19 protein-coding genes are annotated in these 23934 nt (G+C 47.4%); 12 read left to right on the top strand and 7 right to left on the bottom strand.

The window, feature by feature from the left end:
• Positions 1-142: 142 nt before the first annotated feature.
• Positions 143-2347, bottom strand: coding sequence for a Tex family protein (locus tag JGK39_RS17735; RefSeq protein ID WP_293251787.1), 2205 nt, complete (start codon positions 2345-2347; stop codon positions 143-145).
• A gap of 197 nt (positions 2348-2544) precedes the next feature.
• Between JGK39_RS17735 and JGK39_RS17740 the strand changes: the two genes are divergently transcribed.
• Positions 2545-3381: a Uma2 family endonuclease gene (locus tag JGK39_RS17740; protein WP_293251789.1), complete on the top strand. Its 837-nt coding sequence runs from the start codon at positions 2545-2547 to the stop codon at positions 3379-3381.
• A gap of 162 nt (positions 3382-3543) precedes the next feature.
• On the opposite strand, the gene JGK39_RS17745 is transcribed toward JGK39_RS17740, so the two are convergent.
• From JGK39_RS17745 to JGK39_RS17760, 4 genes are all read right to left on the bottom strand, one after another.
• Positions 3544-4476, bottom strand: coding sequence for a class II fructose-bisphosphate aldolase (locus JGK39_RS17745; RefSeq protein WP_293251793.1), 933 nt, complete (start codon positions 4474-4476; stop codon positions 3544-3546).
• A 257-nt stretch (positions 4477-4733) separates the two neighbouring features.
• On the bottom strand, positions 4734-5468 hold the full coding sequence (locus JGK39_RS17750; protein WP_293251798.1) for a phosphoadenylyl-sulfate reductase: 735 nt from the start codon (positions 5466-5468) through the stop codon (positions 4734-4736).
• A 296-nt stretch (positions 5469-5764) separates the two neighbouring features.
• On the bottom strand, positions 5765-6661 hold the full coding sequence (locus JGK39_RS17755) for a class I SAM-dependent methyltransferase (RefSeq protein ID WP_293251804.1): 897 nt from the start codon (positions 6659-6661) through the stop codon (positions 5765-5767).
• Between the two features lie 326 nt (positions 6662-6987).
• Entirely contained in the window at positions 6988-8451 is a 1464-nt protein-coding gene (locus JGK39_RS17760; RefSeq protein ID WP_293298351.1) for an EH signature domain-containing protein, read from the bottom strand.
• A 148-nt stretch (positions 8452-8599) separates the two neighbouring features.
• Here JGK39_RS17760 and JGK39_RS17765 point away from each other — a divergent pair, with 148 nt between their 5' ends.
• The 3 genes from JGK39_RS17765 to JGK39_RS17775 all read left to right on the top strand — a co-directional run bounded on the left by JGK39_RS17765 (position 8600) and on the right by JGK39_RS17775 (position 9489).
• The gene (locus JGK39_RS17765) at positions 8600-8788 is read left to right on the top strand and encodes a hypothetical protein (protein WP_293251812.1); all 189 of its coding nucleotides are present in this window, start codon (positions 8600-8602) and stop codon (positions 8786-8788) included.
• Between the two features lie 222 nt (positions 8789-9010).
• Positions 9011-9196, top strand: coding sequence for a hypothetical protein (locus tag JGK39_RS17770; RefSeq protein ID WP_293251814.1), 186 nt, complete (start codon positions 9011-9013; stop codon positions 9194-9196).
• A gap of 164 nt (positions 9197-9360) precedes the next feature.
• Complete coding sequence (locus tag JGK39_RS17775; protein WP_293251817.1) at positions 9361-9489, top strand: hypothetical protein; 129 nt, start codon at positions 9361-9363, stop codon at positions 9487-9489.
• 140 nt (positions 9490-9629) lie between these two features.
• On the opposite strand, the gene JGK39_RS17780 is transcribed toward JGK39_RS17775, so the two are convergent.
• Positions 9630-9803 (bottom strand): hypothetical protein, encoded by a 174-nt coding sequence (locus JGK39_RS17780; protein WP_293251819.1) that lies wholly within the window; start codon positions 9801-9803, stop codon positions 9630-9632.
• A 20-nt stretch (positions 9804-9823) separates the two neighbouring features.
• On the opposite strand from JGK39_RS17780, the gene JGK39_RS17785 reads away from it, so the two are divergent.
• The 8 genes from JGK39_RS17785 (at position 9824) to JGK39_RS17820 (ending at position 22822) form a co-directional block, all read left to right on the top strand.
• Positions 9824-10189, top strand: a complete 366-nt coding sequence (locus tag JGK39_RS17785) for a response regulator (protein WP_293251824.1) — start codon at positions 9824-9826, stop codon at positions 10187-10189.
• Between the two features lie 588 nt (positions 10190-10777).
• A complete protein-coding gene (locus tag JGK39_RS17790; RefSeq protein ID WP_293251826.1) occupies positions 10778-11278 on the top strand; it encodes a chemotaxis protein CheW in 501 nt (166 codons plus the stop codon).
• 329 nt (positions 11279-11607) lie between these two features.
• Positions 11608-17760, top strand: coding sequence for a PAS domain S-box protein (locus JGK39_RS17795; protein ID WP_293251828.1), 6153 nt, complete (start codon positions 11608-11610; stop codon positions 17758-17760).
• 193 nt (positions 17761-17953) lie between these two features.
• Positions 17954-18247 (top strand): type II toxin-antitoxin system RelE/ParE family toxin, encoded by a 294-nt coding sequence (locus JGK39_RS17800; protein WP_293251836.1) that lies wholly within the window; start codon positions 17954-17956, stop codon positions 18245-18247.
• Entirely contained in the window at positions 18244-18561 is a 318-nt protein-coding gene (locus JGK39_RS17805; protein WP_293251838.1) for a hypothetical protein, read from the top strand. The genes JGK39_RS17800 and JGK39_RS17805 overlap by 4 nt, the downstream gene beginning before the upstream one ends.
• A 60-nt stretch (positions 18562-18621) precedes the next feature.
• Positions 18622-21456 carry a hybrid sensor histidine kinase/response regulator gene (locus tag JGK39_RS17810; protein WP_293251840.1) on the top strand — a complete coding sequence of 945 codons (2835 nt, stop codon included), beginning with the start codon at positions 18622-18624 and terminating at the stop codon, positions 21454-21456.
• 106 nt (positions 21457-21562) lie between these two features.
• Complete coding sequence (locus JGK39_RS17815) at positions 21563-22033, top strand: chemotaxis protein CheW (RefSeq protein WP_293298357.1); 471 nt, start codon at positions 21563-21565, stop codon at positions 22031-22033.
• Positions 22034-22117: 84 nt separating this feature from the next.
• Complete coding sequence (locus tag JGK39_RS17820; RefSeq protein ID WP_293298358.1) at positions 22118-22822, top strand: pentapeptide repeat-containing protein; 705 nt, start codon at positions 22118-22120, stop codon at positions 22820-22822.
• Between the two features lie 255 nt (positions 22823-23077).
• Here the strand turns inward: JGK39_RS17820 and urtE are convergent, their stop codons facing one another.
• On the bottom strand, positions 23078-23776 hold the full coding sequence (gene urtE / locus JGK39_RS17825) for an urea ABC transporter ATP-binding subunit UrtE (protein WP_293251846.1): 699 nt from the start codon (positions 23774-23776) through the stop codon (positions 23078-23080).
• Positions 23777-23934 lie beyond the last annotated feature (158 nt).

A 23934-nucleotide genomic window follows, 5' to 3' on the forward strand; every position in this document is an offset into this window, starting at 1 on the left:
TTTTGCGGACTCAAGTCCGCACTAGGAACTTTACAAAAATGGTTCGTAGTGCGGACTTGAGTCCGCAGGGTTTTGCGGACTCAAGTCCGCACTAGGAACGAATGTGATTGCGGTTAATCGATCGCACACAATACGGCTAGTTTTAACGTCGGCGCGGCGCCGGAAGCCTGGCGCTATTTGACGGTTGCGGTTTTTCTTGCAGCTTCATCGTCAAACTCACCCGCTTTAACTTTTCATTCACCTCCAAAACCCGCACTTTCACAACTTGTCCGACTTTCACAATCTGTTTTGGATCGTCCACAAAGCGATCGGCTAATTGAGAAATATGAACCAAACCATCTTGGTGCACACCCACATCAACAAAGGCTCCAAAGTTAGCGACATTCGTGATGATACCTTCCAATTCCATCCCAACTTGCAAATCGGAGATTTCGTTAATTCCGGCTTGGAAAGTGGCATATTTAAACTCGGCCCGCGGGTCTCTTCCCGGCTTTTCTAGTTCGGAAATAATGTCTCGCAGTGTGGGTTCTCCGACTTTCTCGGTCACATATTTCTTAATATCTAAAGTCTTGACTTGTGCCGATATTTGTGTTATTTCGGTCAGCGGCAAACTTAAATCTTTGGCGATCGCCTGGACTACAGGATAACTTTCGGGATGAACTGCTGTATTGTCCAGCGGGTTTTCGCCGCCGCGAATGCGGAGAAATCCGGCTGCTTGTTCAAAAGCTTTCGGGCCGAGTTTGGGAACTTTTAGCAGTTGGCGGCGATTTTTGAACGCGCCATTTTCGTTGCGGTAATTGACGATATTTTTGGCAACTGTTGCTGTCATTCCCGATACAAAGGTCAGCAGTTCTTTGGAGGCTGTGTTTAAGTCAACTCCGACATAGTTGACGCAGCTTTCGACGGTTTCGTCGAGTTTCTTTTTGAGCAGTTTTTGGTCAACGTCGTGCTGGTATTGACCGACTCCGATCGATTTTGGGTCAATTTTCACGAGTTCGGCTAAAGGATCTTGCAAGCGCCGCCCGATGCTGACTGCACCCCTGACTGTGATGTCGAGATCGGGAAATTCGGCGATCGCCACATCGCTTGCTGAATAAATCGATGCACCGGATTCGTTCACCATTACTTTAATCGGTTTTCTGTCCATATCTGCCAAAACTTCCGATACAAATTCGTCTGTTTCTCGGGAAGCTGTACCGTTGCCGATCGCAATTAATTCAATTTTATATTTTTCAATCAAATGCTTGACAATTTTACCAGCTTGCTGTCTTTGACCGGCCGCTTGGTGGGGGAAAATGGCTTGATATTCCAAAAACTGCCCGGTTTCGTCGAGGGCGGAAACTTTGCACCCGGTGCGAAATCCCGGATCGATCGCCAGTGTGGGTTTCATTCCCGCCGGCGCCGACAGCAGCAACTCGCGGAGGTTGGTTTCAAAGGTGGTGATGGACTCGATGTCAGCCTCGGCTTTGTGGTGCGATCGCACTTCCGTCATCAGCGAAGTCTTCATCAGGCGGTTGAAAGCATCCTTCAAGGTCGATCGATAAAACTCCTTAACTTCAGGTATCCTAGTTTTAATTTCCTGAGATTCCAAATAAGCCATCACCGCCGACTCATCAAACCCTAAGTCTAAATCTAAAACCCCCTCCGTTTCCCCGCGAAACAGCGCTAACATATTGTGCGACTGAACATTTCTCGCTGCAACTTGGTAATTGCGGTACATTTCAAATTTCGTAGTTCCTTCCGGGAAATCCTCTTTAATTTTCGAGACAAAAACCCCATTTTTCATCAAAAAATCTCGCAAATAAGCGCGCAATTCGGCTTTTTCGGAAACTGCCTCTGCCAAAATATCCCCAGCACCTTTGAGAGCTTCTTCTGCTGTTTTCACGCCCTTTTCTTCCGAAACATATTGGGTTGCTTCCGCTTCGATATCGGCGGGTTTAGCAGTCGGCAAATTCAGAGACTTGATAAATTCTGCCAGCGGTTCCAAACCTTTTTCTCTCGCAATTGTCGCCCGCGTCCTGCGCTTGGGCTTGTAAGGCAGATAAAGGTCTTCGAGTTCGTTTTTTTGCAAGCACGACTCGATTTTAGCTTGCAATTCGGCCGTGAGTTTGCCCTGGGAGGCGATCGTCTCTAAAATAGACTTTTTGCGGTCTTCGATTTCCGTCAAATAAGTGAAGCGATCGGAAATGTCCCGCAACTGAATTTCGTTCAGCAAATCGGTGCGTTCTTTGCGGTAGCGGGCAATAAACGGAATAGTTGCTCCCTCGGCAAAAAGTTCCAGAGCATTATTGACTTGGGAGATATTGATGGAAAGTTCTGTAGCAATCAGTTGGGGAATGTTGAGCATAGTACAAAATTTTGAGTCAATTACTGGCGGTTAATAAATTATTTATGAGAGCCGCGAATTAAGAGGAAAATGAACCGCAGAGGCGCAGAGGACACAGAGGAGGAAATGAGATAAATAAAACTTTGAGAAGGTTTGAACGATCGCCCTAGCAGGATTAAAGTGATGTTAGCATAAATGCAGTCATTTCTCAATATTATATGTTTCCTTTTAAATATCCTGTGCCGCAAAGCGATCCGCCGCGATCGCCCAGAGAAACGCTGCCGACGATGTACGATTTACCTAGCGAAGATCCGGAGGAACCAGGTTTGCCCGACGAATTTCACGATTTGCAGCCGCAGTTGTTAACCCTGGCCTTTCGCCCTCGCAATTATCAGGCTTCTGAGATATTTAGCGGCACTGACATGAACCTTTATTATGACGTGCAGCACCCTCTGTGGCACAAACGCCCGGATTGGTTTGGAGTTGTGGGAGTTCCGAGACTGTACGATGGATCGGAACTGCGGATGAGTTACGTTACTTGGCAGGAAGGCGTGAATCCTTTTGTAATTGTGGAACTGCTTTCGCCAGGAACGGAAAAAGAAGATTTAGGCGCAAATATCGATGAGGAAAAGTTGCCAACTGCGTCGAATGCTGCGGGTAACGGGCAAGTTTTGGAGGTCGAGATAAATGAGAAACCGCCCAGTAAATGGGAGGTTTACGAGCAGATTTTGCGGGTTCCTGTTTATGCAGTTTTCAGTCGCTATACTAACAGGTTGCGAGTGTTTGAATTTAATGCAGGACACTATCAAGAATTAGAATTGTCTGACTCGCGGGTGTGGATTGCGGATCTAGGTTTGGGCTTGGGTTTGTGGGAAGGGGAGTTTCAGGGAGTCGATCGCCTGTGGTTGCGCTGGTATGATGTAGATGGCAATTGGATTCTGACTGAAGCGGAACAGCAACGGCAGCGCGCTGAGTCAGCGGAAGCTCAATTGCAGTCTTTAATTCAGCGGCTGCGGGAATCTGGCATAGATCCCGATCGATTTTTAAACCGTTAGAAAGGACTGAAGTCAGGTTCGTAGTGAGGACTTTAGTCCTTCTTCTAACAGGTTCGTAGTGAGGACTTTAGTCCTTCTTCTAACAGGTTCGTAGTGAGGACTTTAGTCCTTCTCCTTCTTCTAACTCCCAGAGAGGACTAAAGTCCTCACTACAAACTCGTTTTAAGATTTAACAATAATTTGATGAGTTTCAGCTTGTTTGTTCCTAACACTATTTATGGTAAATCCTTCCGCATAAGGTGACTGATGCAAATAAGCCTTACCCGCAGAACCAAAAAGTTGCAACTTGCCCGAAATCACCGATCGCATAGCAGCGATCGCCTTTTCCATAACTTCCAACAAATCCGGATCTGACAAAGAATTGCTAGTTTTCAACACATCCATATAAGCATCGCGAACTTCCGTATTCACATTAAACTTAGACACACCTAATTTAATAGATTGATCGATCGTAGATTCCGGCAAACCGCTAGCGCCGTGCAATACTAACGGCACCGAAACAGAAGCCCGAATTTTTGCCAAACGCGGAAAATCGAGTTTCGGTTCGCTGAAATATTTACCGTGAACGTTGCCAATTGTAACCGCTAGAAAATCCACCTTAGTTGCTGCAATAAACTCTACAGCTTCCACCGGATCGGTCATCTTTGCTGCTTTTTCTTCAATTGTCAAACCGTCCTCCGTGCCGCTAATTCTGCCGATTTCTGCTTCAACTACCGCACCGTTAGCGTGGGATAATTCAGTCATTTCGCGAGTAAATATTAAATTTTGTTCGTAAGCCAAAGGAGAACCGTCTGCCATAATTGACTTGATACCGGCGGCTAGGGCGAGGTGAATGTCTTTTTCTGAGGTGCTGTGATCTAAGTGTACTGCGATCGGCACGGAGGACTTGCGCGCTGCTTCCATGCAAAGCGCGACTAAAGGCGATTTTCCGTATTTGAGGGCGCTGGGGTGAAGTTGCAGCATCGCCGGACTTTGCAGCGCTTCGGCGGCATCGATGACGGCTTTTACTCCTTCGAGATTGTACACGTTAAAAGCGCCGATCGCGTAAGCGTTTCTCCGGGCCGTGTTCAACAATTCGCTAGTTGAGGCGAGCATAAGTACCTGGCATAAAAACTTTTCTGAAGTTTTATCATCCTATCAAAGTTCGGTTGCCAGCTCATCTTAATTTTTATTTCTGGTAATTGCGAATTCTTGTGTAAGGTGCGCAATGCGCACCCGGGGATTTTTTAGGTGCGCATTATTTATTGATTTTATGCAAGGTGCGCAGTACGCACCGTAGGATTTTTTAGGTGTACATTATTTATTGATTTTATGCAAGGTGCGCAGTGCGCACCCTAGGACTAATTCATTTACTATTTTTGTGCGTTACCAGCGTGCAAACCGCACTCTTTCATCGTCGATTCTTCCCACCACCAACGACCCTCGCGTTCGTGTTGGTTCGGCAATACCGGTCTCGTACAAGGTTCGCAACCGATGCTTACAAAACCGCGTTCGTGCAATTTGTTGTAAGGCACTTCCAAGGCGCGAATGTATTCCCAAACCTCTGCCGAAGACCAGTTTGCTAAGGGGTTGAATTTAATTAATTCATGGTCAGGAGTTGAGAACGCACTGTCAACTTCAATAACCGGAATATGATTGCGGGTACTGGGACTTTGGTCTTTGCGCTGACCGGTAATCCAAGCATCGAGAGTATTCAGTTTGCGGCGCAGCGGTCTGACTTTCCGCACGCCGCAGCATTCTTTGTGACCGTCTTGATAAAAACTAAACAATCCCTTTTCATCTACTAGGGCTTGTACTTCTGCTGCATCGGGAAACATTACTTCTATTTTAATGCCGTAATGTTTTCTGACTTCCTCCAAAAACTGATAGGTTTCTGAGTGCAACCGTCCCGTGTCTAGGGTGAAAACGCGGAAGTTTTTAGTGATTTTTGATGCCATATCGATCAGAACTACATCTTCGGCACCGCTGAAAGAAATTGAGATATTGTCAAAATTGTCTAGGGCAAATTTGAGAATTTCTCGCGGTGTTTTTTGACTGTATTCTGCTTCGAGGGCGGCAATGTTGAGATTTCTCTGGATGGCAACCATATTTTCGGGCGATCGGTGTTCTTTTCTCTAACCCTTTATTATACCCGATCGCAGTATCTTTCTCACTGATGAATCACAGCTCGCTCAAAGATGCATCCACAGCTTGAACGCAGCAGCCGTAGAGAGGAAAAAGGTTGAGACTTGACAGCAGTATCGCCCCCAACGTCCCTCGCTAAAATTTTTCGCCCTGCAAGTCTCGCACGAGGGGATGAATGCGGTGTGAAATTTCACGGTACAACCACACTCAAACGTTTGATGTCATCTCATCTGTTTTGTGCGCTGAAGTTTAGTTCTTCTCAATCAGACTCAGGTTTTTTCAAATATATGCGTTCCATATCCCGCGTGTTTAAGTATAACGCAACTTTATTCAATTGCAGTTTAGCCGCCATATCCTTCAGGATGCCTTTAATGAGCTGACTTTTGCTGACAACGCCCACATTATACAATAGCCGATCGAGAGTTAGCGATCGCCCCACATAATCTGTTTTCAGCACTGTAAATCCTGCCTTAGTTGCAAGTTTTTCTAGCGTGTTGGTCGTAAAAAAGTAAATATGTCCGTCGCAACTGAGACTTCTTTCTCTTTTACCCAATAATTTGAACATCAAAGTATCGTATCGCGGGGTTTCCATCACGAATATTCCCCCCGGCTTCAAGATCCGGTAAACTTCTTGTAACGTACTGCAAGGATCTGATACGTGTTCGATCACGTGCATCATCAATACAGCATCTGCCGATCGATCGGCGATTCCAGCTTTTTCTAGTATGGTGGGGATGATTTTGATGCCAAACTCAGATTCTGCATATCTGCACATACCGACATTGGGTTCAAGCCCAACTACATTCCAACCATCTTGCTTAAAGTAGTTCAACAAATACCCCAAGCCACTGCCGACTTCTACTAACGTACCTCTTTCGGGATAATGTTCGCGCAGAAATTTTCTGGTTATTTCATAATCTTTTACTTGCAGTGCTTCTTTTTCCAGCCTCTGCGAATCTTGGTTGACTATTGCAGATAATACAAAGTCTGGATCGTAGTTTTCTATTAATACATTGTCTACTTCTTTGATTCTGGGGTTGGCATACATCAATCCACAGGATTTACAATTGACAATTTGATTGACTTGGGCTACTCCCGGCTCAAATCTCACAGTATAGTCCTTACTACCGCACAAATTGCACGCAACGTATGTCATAGCTTTTAAAGTCCTACTTGATTCAAACAGGATCGAGATGTATTAGCAGATTAACCTGTCCGCATCTAACTTGTGCTGTAACTTAATATTATTTAACTTTTAATGAGTTCGTTTTTTAGGTAAAATTCCGATTGCATCTGTGATTGTGTGGTTTAACGCAAGTAGAGCGGTACAAATAAATGTCAGATGGCGATGCCAGGTTTTGCAACCATAAATTTGCTATTTTCATATATCTTTACATTCCCCGCCATCCAAAATTTTATTTTTTTGACGCCTGTCTACTTAATAAAACTTCAACTTTTAGTTTTGAGAATAACGGCAAGTGACTATTTGCTCTTTGCTGCCAAATTTTCCATTTCTTTCTGCCACTTTTTCAACAAAACTTCGCGCTCTTTTTGTTCCTGAGGTTCCGGCATTCTCAAGCCATTTCTAGCATCATATTTGCCGTAATACTGCGACATTCCCTGAAAAGATGTTGTCCCGTCATTGGGCAGGATTTTTTGCTGTCTGAGCCACTTTTCGCAAGAACTTTGCCACATAAAAACGCGATCGTGTACTTCGCCACCTAATTTTCTGATGCGCTCAATAGAAAGTTCTTTCTTGACAAACAACAGCCGATCGCTCTCTTTGCTGCGCTTAATCAAGCGAATTTCGGCGCCGGTGCCCCGGAAAAACTCGATCGCGCAATAGCCCTCCAACTGAAAAATGCAGACTTCAGTTACTTCGCCCCCGTCCTCTGGTAAGATATCCGCATCAAACTGCAACTGATAGCCGCTCGCGCTCGCAGACGACTGCGGCAACAGCAAGCGCACCCGCAGCAGGCGATCGCTGTAATTTGCCCAAAAATCCCGGCGCTCCTCCAACTGCTTAATTTCCGCATCAGACAGCCGCAGCATCCGCGCCACCAAATCGATTGTTTTCTGGAAATAACTGTAATTTAGCCCGCCAATCCATCGCCTCAGCGACTCTTGAGCCGGAGCCGAAAGTAACTGCAATTTCGGATAATATTCGTCTCGCACCCACTCAACCAATTTCGGCCGTTGATTTTTGAGAATATCAGTCGAAATTTTCACTAACAACTCTTCAACTGCTGCAAGTTGCGGCGCTGGTGGCATTTCCTTCAAGCACCGGAGCAGCCATTCTACGCCCGACAAATCGGCAACCTGATTTTTGGCAAAAATTCCGGCCAGGTGCGCTGCGGCGCGATCGACTGCGGGAATGGTTGCGGGTAACTGAGCTTTTCTTAACAGTTCCGCAGGAGTTTTCAGGTATTGCCAACTCAGTTTTGCTAGCTCGTAATCCGGCAAATCGCGGGTCAGTATTTTAATGATTTGCACTGGCAGAGCATCGGTACGAGTCGCTGTATCAGCAAAGTCGGCAAAGCACTCTACCAAAGATCGATCGAGCGCGGGATCATTGCTAGAAACAGGATTTTCTAACTGCTGGCTGTAATGCAGCGCCACACGCCACAGCAACTGCTGTTTCAGCCGCACATTGTTCTGAGCTACCAGCCAAATAGCTTGAGATATTTCTTGGGTGCGATCGGGATTTTTCATATCCCATTGAGATTTAGCCCAGAGACAATAAGTCCATTCCAGAGGAGTAATACTGTCAGCTCGATCGCCCTCAATATCTGCTATAATTTCTGCCATCCCTCGCAAAACACCTGCTTTCACTTCGGGAACATTTGGCTTGCTTTTCTGTGCAAAGCTTGCCGCCTTTTTTATTTTTTCTGGCTGCCGCTGGCTGGGATTTTCCGGTAGTTGAATCTCGCGAAACTGAAGGCTCATATTTATAATTTATTTCCTATAAAGTTGCTGCACTCGCCTTATGCAATTCTTGACGCCTCAACCGACTTTTGTATAGAAATCTCTCGCAAGTGCGCGATCGATCATAATTGAAAAACCAGGTTGATTGCCTCGCCCGCGCGTCTGTCCTGTGATTGTAATATTTTACACAATTTTCGAGATTCAGGGAAGGTACGGCTGGGAAAAATCGATCGGTTGCGTGTTATTCTCTCTTTCGGCAGAAGTCAAGCTAGCTTGTCCGTGCCGCAGTAGTGCTGTGAACTCAAAAAAGAAGGATAAAAGTGCGATCGACCTACCTGACAATTTCCCTTTCAAGTAGCATAGACTAAATTTGTAAAGTGTTATTAACTTTGATGGTACGCGACAACAACTCACAAGTTAAGAAAAGTTGCCAACAAAACCGACCGCAATAACCCTGTCGCTCAGCAAACTTTACTATAGATAAAACTAGAAAATTTGTGATGAGAATTGCCCAAGATTTCCCCCTATTCGAGCGAGTTGGGCCCCAGCTTGCGGAGGAATTGAACTGGTAGTCAGCCTCTTGACCGATGAATTGTCAAAATTGCCAGCCCCAGATATGTTTAGCGGTTGGGGAATTAGCACCCTGTCCTCAAAATCACCCGCCTACAATCCCATCGGCTACCACACAGGCTCAGTCTGGCCGCACGACAACGCTTTGACAGCTATGGGACTGCGCTCGCGATCGCGATCGTCGAACAAGCCCTAGAAGTAGTCAAGGCTTATTTGACATGACTTTGCTGCAACCCTACTGTCCCCCCGAACTATTTTGCGGCTGCGAGCGCAACAGCGAGAGCGATCGCCCCGTGCAGTATCCTGTAGCTTGCTCGCCCCAAGCTACAGGATACTGGCAGTATTTTTCAACTGTTGCAAATGATGTTAAATTTAGTTCCCGATGCCCCTAACAACCAACTGCGAATTATCGATCCGGCCTTACCAGAATCGATTAATAAATTGTCGCTCAACAACTTAAGGATCGGCTCAACTTTGCTAGATTTGTAATTTTAGCGATCGAGTTCATCCACCGCTTGTCGGGTGATGAAAAAACGCGGTAATCTGCGAGTAATTATCGAAGCTTAAATTGAGTAAATTAGGAATTGGGGATTCCCTATTCCCAATTTCCTCAAAATCCGTTAAATCCCTTATACAATCCGTTGCCGAACTTCCTTCTTCCCTTGGGCAATCTGACCGGCTATATTGTATTGAGAAGTGCATTTATTTGTTTGCCAAGCGGCTCCGTCAAACAGCCGTAGCTTTCGCGGGGCGATCGCGATCGCGCCAGTAGCTTCTGGAGCGAGATTATCCGCCGTCAACAATAGTAAGGAAGTGTGAAATTATGTCAAAAATTTTAGTAGTGGACGACGTTCCCAGCGAACTGGAAATCATCTGCCGCATTCTGCAAGATGCCGGACTCGACGTGATCCGGGCTGGTGACGGCGAAGAAGCGATCGCCCTGATCCGAGAAGTGCCGCCTGATCTTGTCATTTTAGACGTAGTGATGCCGCGAATGAACGGATTTGAAGTGATCAGAGAATTGCGGGGCGATCGCGCCACTGCACACTTGCCAGTAGTATTTTGTACTCATAAAAACACCGATATCGATAAAGCTTGGGGAACCGATTTAGGCGCCGATGCTTACGTCAGCAAACCCTTTGAACCTCAGCAACTCGTCAACATCGTGCAGCGACTGCTTTGGGCTTAAACACAATATATCTCTTATCCTCATAGTGAGGGAATTGGGAATTGGGAATTGGGCATAGGGCACTCAGGCATAGGGCACGCAGGCATACCTCACCATGCTTGATAACCGCTATATAAGCTGTTCTACATTTAAATTGTATGTCAAAAATCACTTCAACACTCTTGTGGGATGGCTTTGAGCAGCGTCCCGAATATACAATTTAAATGTGCAACAGCAAAACAGGGAATTGGGAAGAAAGCAAAACAGGGAATTGGGAAGAAAGCAAAACAGGGAATTGGGAATTGGGAAGAAAGCAAAACAGGGAATTGCGCTTGACTTCACTCACACTCTTTTGTGCTAGAGCGAGTGTTCAGTAGCTTTCCCAAAATATCATAGCGAGAAACCCCGTTTTTTGTGAACAAACTGGGTTTCAGAATTCCCTAAAAGTAGTACCTATAAGGATAGCAATCATTGCCGTTGCCCAGCCCGCGATTTATTTAACCATTCGATCCTGGCAAACTGAAGCTCAAAAACTCGCCGCGAGCGATCGGCTTTCCTGGCAAAGCAAAATCCTAATTTGTGAGCTACACTAAAAACAAAAAATCAGCAATGAAAACAAGTGTTCCCCCCGCAGCGGGGAATCAGACAAGTGGAACAAAGCAATTTCTCCTTTTCGGTCAAGGAGGGAGTCTCTTTGGCGTAGAGTTAGAAGCAGTGCGGGAAGTTCTTTCCCTCAACGAACAACCGATTTCCCCGGTTCCCAACACCCTGCCATTTTTGCTGGGATTAACCAACTTGCGGGGCGAAATCTTAGCAGCAGCAGACTTCGGACGGTTTGCAGGCATCGAACCGGTTGACACCCACCACCCAAGCAGTCGCATCTTAGTGGTGGAAGCGCCCGATCCGCGAGACGTGAGATTGTCTAGAATGCGGATGGGATTGGCCGTCTCCCGCGTCGAAGGAGTTTTGTCTCTAAATCCCGATCGCACTGTCTCAGCAATAGATGTCAGTCCCGAGTTAGCTCCCTTCTTAAAAGGTTTGTACAATTCCGACGGACGTTTGCTCATGATAGTCGATGTCGAAGCGATCGCCCATTCCGAACGCTGGTAAGTAAACAGTTGACAGTTGACAGTTGACAGGTTGACAGTTGACAGGTTGACAGTTGACAGTTGACAGTTGACAGTTGACAGATGAGTGCGAGGTTTTTAGATAGTTGACTATTGAGAAATGAAGAATATGGAGTAAATCTAAAATCTAAAATCTAAAATCTAAAATCTAAAATCGATCTATCGCCCGCATTTAATTTGCCAATTCTTAATTTTATAGCTGTTATCAAAAAAGTGAGGTATGCCCGCGTGCCCTATGCCCTATGCCCTATTCCCTATGCCCTATGCCCGGTTTTGTCAGTCTTACCTCATCTTTCTGAGAACCGCCATATCATGAAACTTCTCTATAGCTCGATCGCCACGACATTCACCCTGACATTGCCCGACTTCTCCACCTCGCTGATAGCTGGCATTGCCAATTGCATCATTTGTTTGTGTTACTTTGCGATCGCCTCCCTAATCAGCTTAGGTTTGTGGCGAAACCGTCAATTCGGGTTCGACATCTTCGCCACAGTCACAGCATTCATATTTTGGAGCTGCGCTTTCGGCCACAGCGGCCACGCAGCCGAATACCTGGGATTGCCGCACTCCCATGTGGCGCAAACTGTATCCGATTGGATAACTGTCATTCCGGCGATCGCCTTTTTGAGTTTGTCCAACCGCTACCAGTTCTTAGTAGGTTCCACCCAAATTCTTACCTCCAAAAAAGAAACAGAACAAGCCCTCAGCGAAACTACCCAGCGATTTCAGGCAATCTTCGACCAAGCTTTTCAACTGATCGCATTATTGAGCCCAGACGGCACTCTGCTCGAAGCAAATCAGACAGCGCTAGAATTGGGCGATTTGGAAGCATCAGAAGTGCTGGGACTGAAATTTTGGCACACACCTTGGTGGGCATCATCCCCAACCAACCAGCAGCGCCTAAAAACCAACATTAAACAAGTCTCGGCCGGCAAGTTTGTGCGGGAAGAATACGAAATCACCGGAGCCAACAACCAGGTGACAGTCATTGACGTGTCGTTTAAGCCGCTGTTAAATGAAACAGGAGAAGTATTTCAAATCCTTGCCGAAGGTCGCGACATTACCCAGAGCAAACAGACAGAAGCGGCCTTGCAGCATCTAACCGCAGAACTAGAGCAGCGAGTGAGGGAAAGAACCGAGCAGATTCAGGAAACCAACGCACTATTGCAAGAAGAAATTCGCGATCGCACCGCAGTTCAAGAACAATTAAAAGCCTCCGAACAATTTTTAAACAACATCATCAACACCATACCCGATCCAATTTATGTCAAAGACGAACAGCACCGCTGGCTAGCATTAAATGATGCCTTTTGTCAATACATCGGTCGCAGCAGATTGGAACTAATTGGCAAATCCTACCGCGACTTCTTGCCCAAAGAGCAAGCAGACATATATGAAGAAAAAAACAAATTAGTTTTCTTGGCAAACACCAGCAGCGAAACCCAAGAAACCATTACTGAGCCAGACGGAAATACCCGTTTTCTGTCCGTCAAAAAATCTACTTTTGTAGATAGCTGCGGCAGTAAAGTTCTCGTTTGCGCCATTAGAGAAATCACCAAGCGCGTGCGAATGGAAGAACAACTGCGGGAGACACTCGCCGAGGCTGAAAGCTCCCAAAACTTGCTGCGAACAGTTATTGACGCTACACCCGACTGTATCTTCGTCAAAGATCGCAACTTCCGTTACACCCTAGTCAATGCAAGCTTTGCCACCGCCTTCGACAAAACCAAAGCAGAAATTATTGGTAAAGATGACGGAGAAATTGGTATATCTGTCGATAGCATCTTCGACAACTTACACACCCAAATAAACTCCCGCGCCAACAATCAGTACCCCCTGATCGTCAACGAATTTGCCACCTTAGCTGACGGCAAAGTACACACCTTCGACACCCAGAAATTTCCCCTCAAAGACTCAGAAGGTAACATTTTAGGCGTTCTCGGATTCGCCCGCGATATCACAGAAAGCCGCAAATCCGAACAAGAACTATTGCGGCTCAAAGCAATTTTAGAAACTACAACCGACTGGGTAGGCATGGCCGACTCGCAACAGCGCAGCATTTATCTCAACCGCGCCGCCCGACAAATATTGGGAGTTGGCGAGGACTCAGATTTAGGCCTAATCCGCATTTCCGACCTGACATCGCCCAAAAGTATGGACACTCTGATGAAAGTCGGCATCCCCGCAGCTTGTAGGGATGGGGTGTGGAGCGGCGAGACCATTTGGCAGACTTTAGAAGGTGAAGAAATACCCGTTTCCCAAGTAATTATTGCCCACAAATCTGAGAGCGGAGAAATTGAATTTCTGTCAACGATCGCCCGCAACATCACAGAACGCAAGCGCACGGAACAAACCTTTCAGCAAAACCTGCAAATGCTCGACCTCGCCAGCGACGCTTTGATCGTTCGGGATATTGACGGCACGATTAATTTCTGGAACCAAGGCGCCGAAAAAATGTACGGCTGGACGAAACAAGAAGCTGTGGGCCAATGCACTCATACTCTATTTACTACCATATTTCCCCAACCTTTAGAAACTATATTGGCACAGTTAGAGGAGCGGGAATATTGGGAAGGAGAACTGATTCATACTACAAATTACAACACTATCATCACCGTATTCAGTCGCTGGACTTTGCAGCGAGACGAACATCTTAAACCCAAAGCAATTTTAGAAACCAACAATGATATTACAGAGCGCAAGCAAGCCGAAATCGAAAATCAAAGATTGAGATCGATCGTCGAAAGTAGCTCGGATTTTATCGGCATGGCAACAATGGAGGGAGAGCCATTTTACCTGAACGCCGCCGGCATGAAACTAGTGGGAATCAACTCTCCTGAGGAACTCAAAGCCAAGAATACGGGGGAATTCTTTTTTCCAGAAGACCTCCAGCAATTTACCGCAGAAATTATGCCCACAGTCATGGAAACGGGCTATTGGCGCGGCGAGTTTCGGTTGAAGCACTTTCGCACCGGCGATCGCATTCCCGTTGACTACAGCGTATTTACAGTCAAACACCCAGAAACAGGACAGCCAATGGGGTTAGCGACTGTGACGCGCGACATTCGCGATCGCAAGCGGGCAGAAGAAATGCTGCGCGATCGCGAAAGACTGTTCCGAGCCATTTTTGACCAATCCTTCCAATTTATTGGTCTGCTCAAACCCGACGGCACGATGTTGGAAGCTAACCAAACAGCCCTCGACGCCGCTGAGGTGGGGATTGAAGAGGTAGTAGGCAAGCCGTTTTGGGAAACCCCGTGGTGGCAGATTTCTCCTGAAGTCAAGCAGCGGGTACGAGAAGCTGTCGCCAAAGCCGCCGCCGGCGAGGTAGTTCGCTACGAAGCGGAAGTCCTACTTACCGGGGGTTTCGTCGCAACCATTGACTTCTCCCTCAAACCCATCAAAGACGAGAGCGGCAAAGTCGTGCTGTTAATTCCAGAAGGCCGGGATCTGAGCGATCGCAAAGCCCTAGAACGAGAGCTTTCTTTGCGTCAAGCTCGCTTTGACGCCTTTTTCGCCGCAGCACCAGCGGGAATGTTCATCACCGACGACCAACTGCGGTTCATGCAGTTCAACGAAAAATTAGCGGAACTCGGCGGCCAGCCGGCTTCGGCATACATCGGCAAAACCCTATGGGAAGCCGAACCGGAAATGGCGCCGACGCTCGGCCCGCTGTACCAGCAGGTTTTTAATACCAACCAACCGATTTTAAACATCGAACTCTCCCACGCCACCACCGCGCAGCCCGATGTGGTGCGGGATTGGCTGTCTTCTTACTTTCCTTTGCCGGGAGAGGACGGCAAACCCATTGGTATCGGTGCTTTCATCCTGGAAGTCAGCGATCGCAAAGCCCTAGAACGAGAATTAGTTTTGCGTCAATCCCGCTTTGACGCATTTTTCGCCGCCGCCCCGGCTTCGATGTTTATTTTTGACGACCAACTGCGATTCGTGCAAGTCAACGAAAGTTTGGCAGAAACTACCGGGCCCTCAGTTGCCGAACACCTAGGCAAAACCGTCAGAGAAGTCATACCGGAAATGGTCGATACTCTACAGCCGATTTTGCAGGGGGTTTTGGGAAACAACCAGCCGCTTTTAAACATTGAGGTTTCAGGTACAACTCTGGGCCAACCGGGCGTTATCCGAGATTGGCTGGCGTCTTACTTTCCTTTACCGGGAGCTGACGGTAAACCGATGGGTGTCGGGGGTGTGGCGATCGAAATTACCGATCGCAAAAAAGCCGAAGCAGAGCGCGATCGATTTTTCACCCTGTCCCTCGACTTGCTGTGCATAGCCGATTTTCAAGGCAAATTCAAGCGCATCAATCCCGCTTGGGCAACAACCCTCGGCTACAGAGTAGAGGAACTGCAAGACCAATCTTTTCTCGATTTCGTCCATCCAGACGATTGCGAAAGAACCTTAGCAGAAACAGCCAAAATAGCCAGCGGCGCCGAAACAATATCTTTTGAAAATCGCTACCGCTGCAAAGACGGTTCCTACAAATGGCTGTCGTGGAAATCGCGACCTCTAGCCGAAGAAAAGATTATGTATGCAGTCGCTCGCGACATTACTGAAAGCAAACAAACAATTACTCAACTGCAAGAAACAACAGCCCAATTAGCTCGTTCCGAAGACGAATTTAGAGGACAAAGCAATCTCTTGCAACTGCTAATTGACAGCATTAGCGACGGCGTGGTTGCTGCCAACACGAATGGCAATTTTGTTTTGTTCAACCCCGCCGCTGCAAATATGTTTGGCTCGGGTTCGACAGATACTCCCCCCGACGAGTGGGCGGCAAAATACGGTGTATTTTTGCCCGATACCGTCACTCCCTATCCCACAGCCGACATCCCTTTAGTACGCACGCTTCGAGGAGAATCAGTTGACGATGTAGATATTTTCACCCGCCACGCAGGCAAGCCAGAGGGCCTGTGGGTGAAAATTAGCGGCCGGCCGCTCAAAGACGAAACGGGGGCGCTCAAAGGCGGCGTAGTCGTTTGCCGCAACGTCACCCAAGAAAGAGCATCGCAGCAGCAGATGCAGCAGTTGGCCGAGGCACAGGAACGCTTGCTGCAAGAACTCAAAACGCGCCAAAATGCCCTCGATGAATCTGCGATCGTCAGCGAAACAGACCTCAAAGGCACGATTACCTACGTCAACGAAAGATTCACCCAAATTTCCGGTTACAGCATGGGAGAACTGCTGCACCGCGACCACCGCATCGTCAATTCCGGCTACCATCCCAAAGCATTTTTTGCCGAAATGTGGCTGACAATTTCTCGCGGTTTGGTGTGGAAAGGAGAAATCAAAAATCGGCGCAAAGATGGATATTTTTATTGGGTAGATTCGACGATCGCCCCCATTTTTGATACCAGCGGCACCATAGTCAAATATATCGCCATCCGCTTTGACATTACCGAGCGCAAAGAAGCAGAAGAACGACTGGAAAAATTAGCAGCCGAACGCAAAGCTGAAGCCGATTCGATGACGCAGCAAGTCCTCAAACTGTTGGGAGAAATTAAAGGCGCGGCTCAAGGCGACTTGACTGTCAGGGCGGAAGTGACTAACGATGTTTTAGGTGCTGTCGCCGACTCTTTCAACTTCTTAATCGGTTCTCTGCGGAAGGTGGTAACGGGAATTCAAACTTTAGCCGAACAGGTAACATCGGCTACGGGCGAGTCTATTAACAATACCAGCCAACTCACCCAACAGGCGGAAGTTCAAGCAACAAAAATATCTGCGATCATGCGGGAAATCGAGCGGATTGTGAATTCGATCCGCGACGTGCGAGATGTTTCGGTGCGCGCCGAAACAGTCGCCCAGCAGTCTTCTCACACCGCAGAAGTCGGCGGTATGGCGGTCGATCGCGCTGTTGAAGGCATTAACGAGCTCCGGTTGACGATCGCCTCTACCTCAAAAATGATGAAGCGTTTGGGCGAATCTTCGCAGCAAATCGGCAAAATTGTCACTTCGATTTCTCAACTTGCCTCGCAGACCAATTTGTTGGCTCTCAATGCTACTATTGAAGCGGCGCGAGCCGGGGAACAAGGTTTGGGTTTTGCCGTTGTCGCCGAAGAGGTGCGGAAGCTTGCAGAGCGATCGGCAGGCGCGACTGAAGAAATCTCGGAAATTGTCGGTACAATTCAAGAAGAAATCAGCCGCGTGATGAAGGCAATGGAATCGGGAACGCTGGAGGTAGTGGAAGGTACTAAGCTAGCAAGCGAAGCTAAAACTCACCTGAATGCCATCATCGAAGTCAGTCGAGAAATGAATGCTTTGGTGCAAAATATCACTCGCGCTTCGGCTAAACAAACTGTTTCTGCTGAGGAAATTTCTAACAGCATGCAGCAAGTCAATGAGATTGCTAATACAACTGCACAAAAAGGTTCCGATGTCAAAGCATCTTTGGATGATTTATCCGGTTCTGTCAGCAAATTGCAAAAGTCGGTGGCTAATTTCCGCAGTTAGTTATTAGTCAAAGGTTTGTAGTGAGGACTTTAGTCCTTCTATGGATGCGGACTAAAGTCCTCACTACAAACCAATCTTATTAGGGTCATCCTTTTCGGAGATGATATTAAGAGGCTCCCCTTAAGAAGTCACAGTGTGCGATGATGAATGCTAGCATAGATCGGTATTTGGAATATTTTATGGTGCAGCTATCGTGTTTGAGATTGAGTTTACAGACCAAGCAATTGAGGATTTGCAGTGGTTTAAGAAACACGAACAGAATGTAATTGTTGACGGTATAGAGGCTAACCTTTGTTATGAACCCACTACGGAGACGCGCAACCGGAAACCCCTGCGTCCAAACAATACAGCAGAATGGGAATTGAGAGTGGGGCTATATCGCGTTTTGTACAACGTTGACCAGCAAGTTAAAATTGTCAGTATAGAGCGCATCGCTGGCAAGCCTGGGAATAAATACATATTTCAAGGGGAAGAGGAAGAACTATGATGAACTGGGATTATCGAGTATTTTTTGAGGATGGCGGGTACACAATTCGCACGGTGTATTATGACGATACGGGTGCGATCGCAGCCTGCTCGGAAAAAGAAACTGCACCTTATGGAGAATCATTGGCAGAACTTCAAGCAGAATTAAACCAACTCCTGGCTGCTCTAAAAAAGCCAGTTATTTCTGCTGACGATGTGCCGGCTCCAAGCGATCGTCCGAAGGCAAAAAGAGGAAAATCATTGCAAGCAGTGCGGCAACAACTTGGCTTGCAATCGGAAATAACGAAAGAAATTTTGTTGAGTTCAAACGATTAGCAAAGAAACCAGGCGATCGGTAAGAATTCAAAACTACTGGTCGCTTATATTTATCCTAATATGAATGACGATGATTTAAACGAATTAATAGATGCTTTTACCGCAGAAACCCAAGAGTTTCTCCAGTCAATGGAGACTCACCTGCTGGCGATGGAAGGGGCAGATTTGAAAGAGCGACAAGCGGGAGTTAAAGAAATGTTTCGGGCCGCTCACTCGATTAAAGGTGCGGGTTCGATGTTGGGCTTTCAAAACGTGTCGGCGGCGGCTCACACGCTGGAGGACTGTTTTGTCATTTTGCGCGATCGCACGGACTTGTCGGCCCTGGAACCGGTCACTGTAACTGTTTTGCTGCAAGGGGTGGACATTCTCAAAAAGATTTCGGCCGAAGCCATCCAGCATTCGGATGTGACAACTCCGGATCAAACGGAAAACTTGGAGGCGATCGCCCAAATTTACGCCCAGTTCGAGGCAAAGTACGGCAAGCCGGGGCCCCCGCCAGTCCCCGCAGCCAGTCGATCGGCAGCCCCGGAAACCCTGAAACTGATTTTTGAACACGAATTGCCGCCAATATTCAATCGCCTAGAAACCGAACTTTCCCAAGCTTCCGAGGCAGATTTAGCAAAAAGCGTCACCGCCCTCAACCAGGTTTATTACCAACTCTCCGGCTTGGCTGGAATGCTGCAATTGCCGGATTTTGGGAAAGTCGCCGAACCCCTCAGAGATTTGATCGACTCTCCTGATTTGACTTTACAACGGTTGCAGTCCGAGGGTTGGTCGATCGCCCAAAATTTGCAAACCGCACGAGGGCAATTATTGGAAGGAAGGGCGATCGAACTCCCCCAAATCTCCCCCCCACCCGCCGAAAACCCAACAGAAGTATCAGAAACATCCGAAACTCCCGACTCCCCGCCTCCCCCTCCCCTCCCCCCCTCCCCCCCTCCCCCCCACTCCCCCTCGAACACTCCCCCAATCCCCAACCCGCAAAGGCCGACAATCCGCGTAGACTTAGAACGCCTAACAGAATTGGTGAATCTAGTCGGAGAATTAGTCATCAACCGTACAAATTTGGAACTGCAAGAATCCGAACTGCGCGGCGAAGTCAAGCGCATCCGCCGCAGTATCGTAGATTTGAACCAATTCGGCGGCCAGTTGCGAGAAGAATACGACAGACTGAGTTTTGCAGACTGGAAAGGAGGAAACCGCTATTCGGAATTAGGTAAACTTCCACAACCAGAAATAGAATTTCCACCGATCGCTAACGACAAATCCTCGATCGACCACGGTCACTTCGATATCTTAGAGATGGATCGTTATACAGAGTTCCACTCCACAGCCGCAGAAGTCATCGAAACCGCCGAAGCAATTTCACAATCCGCCACCAAATTAGACACCTTAGCAATGAAATTCGAGCGCAGTACCGACCAACTGCGCCGCATTACCGAACAACTCCGCAGCCGCGTCATGCAGTTGCGAGTCGTGAGTTTCAGCCGCGCCGTCGATCACTTGCCCAGGGCGCTCAGAGATATGTGCCTCACATACAATAAAGATGTCAACCTGCTGCTGCTGGGAAGAGATACCAAAATAGACGAAAGTTTGCTCGACGCTTTGCGCGACCCCTTGGTACATTTAGTGAGAAACGCTTTTGACCACGGCATCGAAATGCCCGAAGTTCGGCAAGCCACCGGCAAACCCGCCAGCGGTCAAATTGAAATAGAAGCCCGCCACCAAGGCGGCCAAACTATCATTACCATCGCCGACGACGGCAAAGGCATTGACCCGGAAATCCTTCGCCACAAAGTTGTCAAAAAAGGTCTGGCGACGGAAGAACAAGCCCAAGAATTTTCGATTGCCGAACTCTACGATTTTCTATTCTGGCCGGGTTTCAGCACTGCCGAAGAAGTGAGCGATCTTTCCGGGCGGGGAGTCGGACTCGACGTGGTGCGAACAAATTTGCGGACTGTGCGGGGGACTGTGAAGGTGGACTCTCGCCTGGGAAAAGGTACGAGTTTTATCATCAAACTGCCACTGTTGCTGTCAATTACTGAGGCTTTGATGGTGAAGACCGATCGCAATAAAATAGCAGTACCGCTAGATGCAGTCGAGGAAATTCTGCACGTGAAAGCCTCGGAAGTCCACACCGCCGGCAATCAGCCGATGCTGTGGTGGCGGGAGGAATTTATTCGTTTGGTGCGGCTGCAAGATTTGCTCGAATACAGCGTCCTCGGGCCCGATGGCCCCTCTCCAGACCCTTTGACTCAAGATCACATTCCAGTCTTAGTTTTGGCTTCTACCGAAGGAATGCTGGCGGTGGCTGTGGAACGCCTCATCGGCCAGCAGGAAATTGTGGTTAAACCTTTGCCACCGCCTCTATCAAAGCCTCGCGGGGTTTTGGGGAGTACGATTTTGGGGGACGGTAAAGTTGTAACTATTTTGGATGTGGATGATTTGGTGGGTCAACCCATCGCCAATAGTTCGATCGCCCAAGGGTACAGTAAAGCGCCGCAGATGGCGCCGAGTCCCAGTCAGTCACCGCAGATTTTGGTAGTGGACGATTCCTATACAATTCGGCAGTTGCTGTCTCTGATGCTGACTCGTGCCCGCTACCGCGTAGTGCAGGCTAAAGACGGCTTGGATGCCTTGGAAAAGCTGCAAAACGGTCTTGATTGCAGTTTGGCGATTGTGGATATTGAAATGCCCCGGATGGATGGATTTGAATTGTTGCGATCGATGCGATCGACCCAGCGGTTTGCTAAAATTCCCGTAGCCATGCTCACATCCCGCAGCGGCGAAAAACACCGACAAATGGCAATGGAATTAGGCGCAAATCAATATTTTACGAAACCTTACAGTGAATCCCAACTTTTAGAAGCTATACCCAAATTAATCAAACATTAAATAATCTAAACAGCATCTTCTTCTTTCTCTTCTTTCTCTTCCTTCGCGTCCTTCGCGCCTTCGCGGTTCATTAATCTTCAATCCAAAATCCAAAATCCAAAATCGAATGACTCACACCAATTACAATCGCCGCTTTCGCAGCAAGAAACAAGGCGCTGTCAGAACTCCTCCTCGAAAACTTGTTTCCTTTGAACTGGGAAACGTTAATTATGCGGTTCCTATAGAAAAAGTGCAGCGCGTTGTCAAAGACTTTAATCCCTACGGTTTTTTAGATAGCGGTCAAAGTTTAGTGCGGCACCAAGAAGAACTAATTACCCTGATTAATTTATCTAAAATATTTCCCAGCAGTCGGAGTATTGCTGACTGTAACTACTTGATTGTTTGCACCTTAAATAAGAGCGATCGCTTGGGAATTCCCATCCCTGATGTGCCAAAGATTTTAGAAATTCCCGAAGAAAGCTTCTACGAAATTCCAGAATTGTACCGCCAACAGCAACTGCCTCCAGTAATAGAAAAGTTGATTCGTGCTCCCGACGGTTCCGAAGTTTTTTATCTAAATTTGGATCTATTTATTTAAAAGCCGAGTGTTGGTAGTGCATCTTTCTTGCTTAATGCACAGCACGTAATACAATATGGAATGGTGTATTTGCAAAAAAAAATTATGAAAAAACTTACAATATTGTCGATCGCCCTGCTAATTTTTGCCGCCACTCTAGAATATCCGAAACTGGGACTGCAACCGCAGGCGATCGGGCAAACACCAACGCCCCAAACACCAACACCTCAACCACCAATCATCCAACCACAAATACCCCAACCACCAACACTCCAACCACCGACAACTCAACCACCAACACCCCAACCACCAACACCCCAACCAAAAGCAGAAGATCCCAAAAAACTCGGTTACGTCTCCCCAGAATTTGCCGAAAGGTTCTCCCAGCAACAAATTGACCAAATCAACGCCAACGTCGAAACACTGCTGCTAACCCAAAGCTGCGCCCGCTGCGACCTCCGAGCTATAAAATTAGTTAACATTCGCTTAAAAAATGCGATCGTCACAGGAGCAGATTTATCAGACGCCAGCCTCAGCGGTAGTACCTTCGAGATCTCAGATTTTGTCAACACCAATATGGCTCGCACAGACTTAAGCGGAGCCCAGTTAATCGGAGCGAGAATCAGCAACACCAACCTGCGAAAAGCCAACTTGACAGGAACCAATTTAGACGGTGCAGACTTGCGATTTTCCGACCTCAGAGACGCCAATCTGTCAAATGCGAACCTCCGGAATGCTAATATAGATGGCGCTAGTATCGATCGAGCCAGCATGGCCGGCACCACAATGCCCGACGGCCGAAAAAATTAATAATACAGAAGAAGGAAGAAGGAAGAAGGAAGAAGGAAGAAGGAAGAAGTAATAAAAATCCTACAGGCAGAAACCCAGGTTGTTTACTGGTTGTTTACTCGTTACTAGGCAGAGCCTACTAACGAATATATGGAGGCTCTCCCTCCTCTTTTGCAGTCGAACCCAACCCCAAAAAATCTTCATTCTTTCCTTCTTTCTTCTATCCGTTACATCCGTTACATCCGCTACAAAATCCGTTGCCGAACTTCCTTCGATTCAAACAGCCAAAAACCTCTGAACCACCTCATCGCTCAACTCGCTAGTGCTGCCCGAAGCCACAATCCCGCCTTTCTGCATAGCATAATACCAATCAGCTTGCCGAACAAAATGCAAATGCTGCTCCACCAACAAAACCGAAATTCCCCTAGTAGCAACCACGCGGCGCACCGCAGCCTCAATATCCAAAATAATAGAAGGTTGAATCCCCTCCGTCGGTTCATCCAAAACCAGCAACTGCGGCTCACCCATCAAAGCCCTAGCGATCGCCAACTGCTGCTGCTGTCCCCCGCTCAAATCGCCCCCCATGCGATCGAGCATAGTCTTCAAAACCGGAAACAACTCAAAAATCTCATCAGGAACTTCAGGATTTTTCGTCACAGTTCGTTTAGCTTCCAAACCCAACAATAGATTTTCTTTCACAGTCAAACGCGGAATGATTTCGCGCCCTTGAGGCACGTAACCAATGCCCAATTTAGCCCGCTGGTGAGTCAACTTAGAGACAATAGATTGGCCCCCAAAATTAATTGTGCCGCTGCGCGGTTGCAGCAAGCCCATCAGAGTTTTGAGCATAGTAGTTTTTCCCACACCATTGCGGCCGATCAAGCAAACCATTTGTCCCGCATTAACACTTAAATCGACACCGCGCAAAATATGACTTTCGCCGTAATAAACATTCAAATCAGAAACTTGCAGCATATTGTTTGTTGATGTGTTATTTGTTGATGTGTTATTTGTTGATGTGTTATTTGTTATTGGAACCTTAGTAAGGTGCGCAGTGCGCACCCTACAATTATATTTGATGCGTAATTCCCCGCCAACTAACCAATAACCAGAACCTTAGTAAGGTGCGCAGT

Source organism: Microcoleus sp. PH2017_12_PCY_D_A (assembly GCF_020738565.1).
In the GTDB taxonomy this organism is placed as follows: domain Bacteria; phylum Cyanobacteriota; class Cyanobacteriia; order Cyanobacteriales; family Microcoleaceae; genus Microcoleus.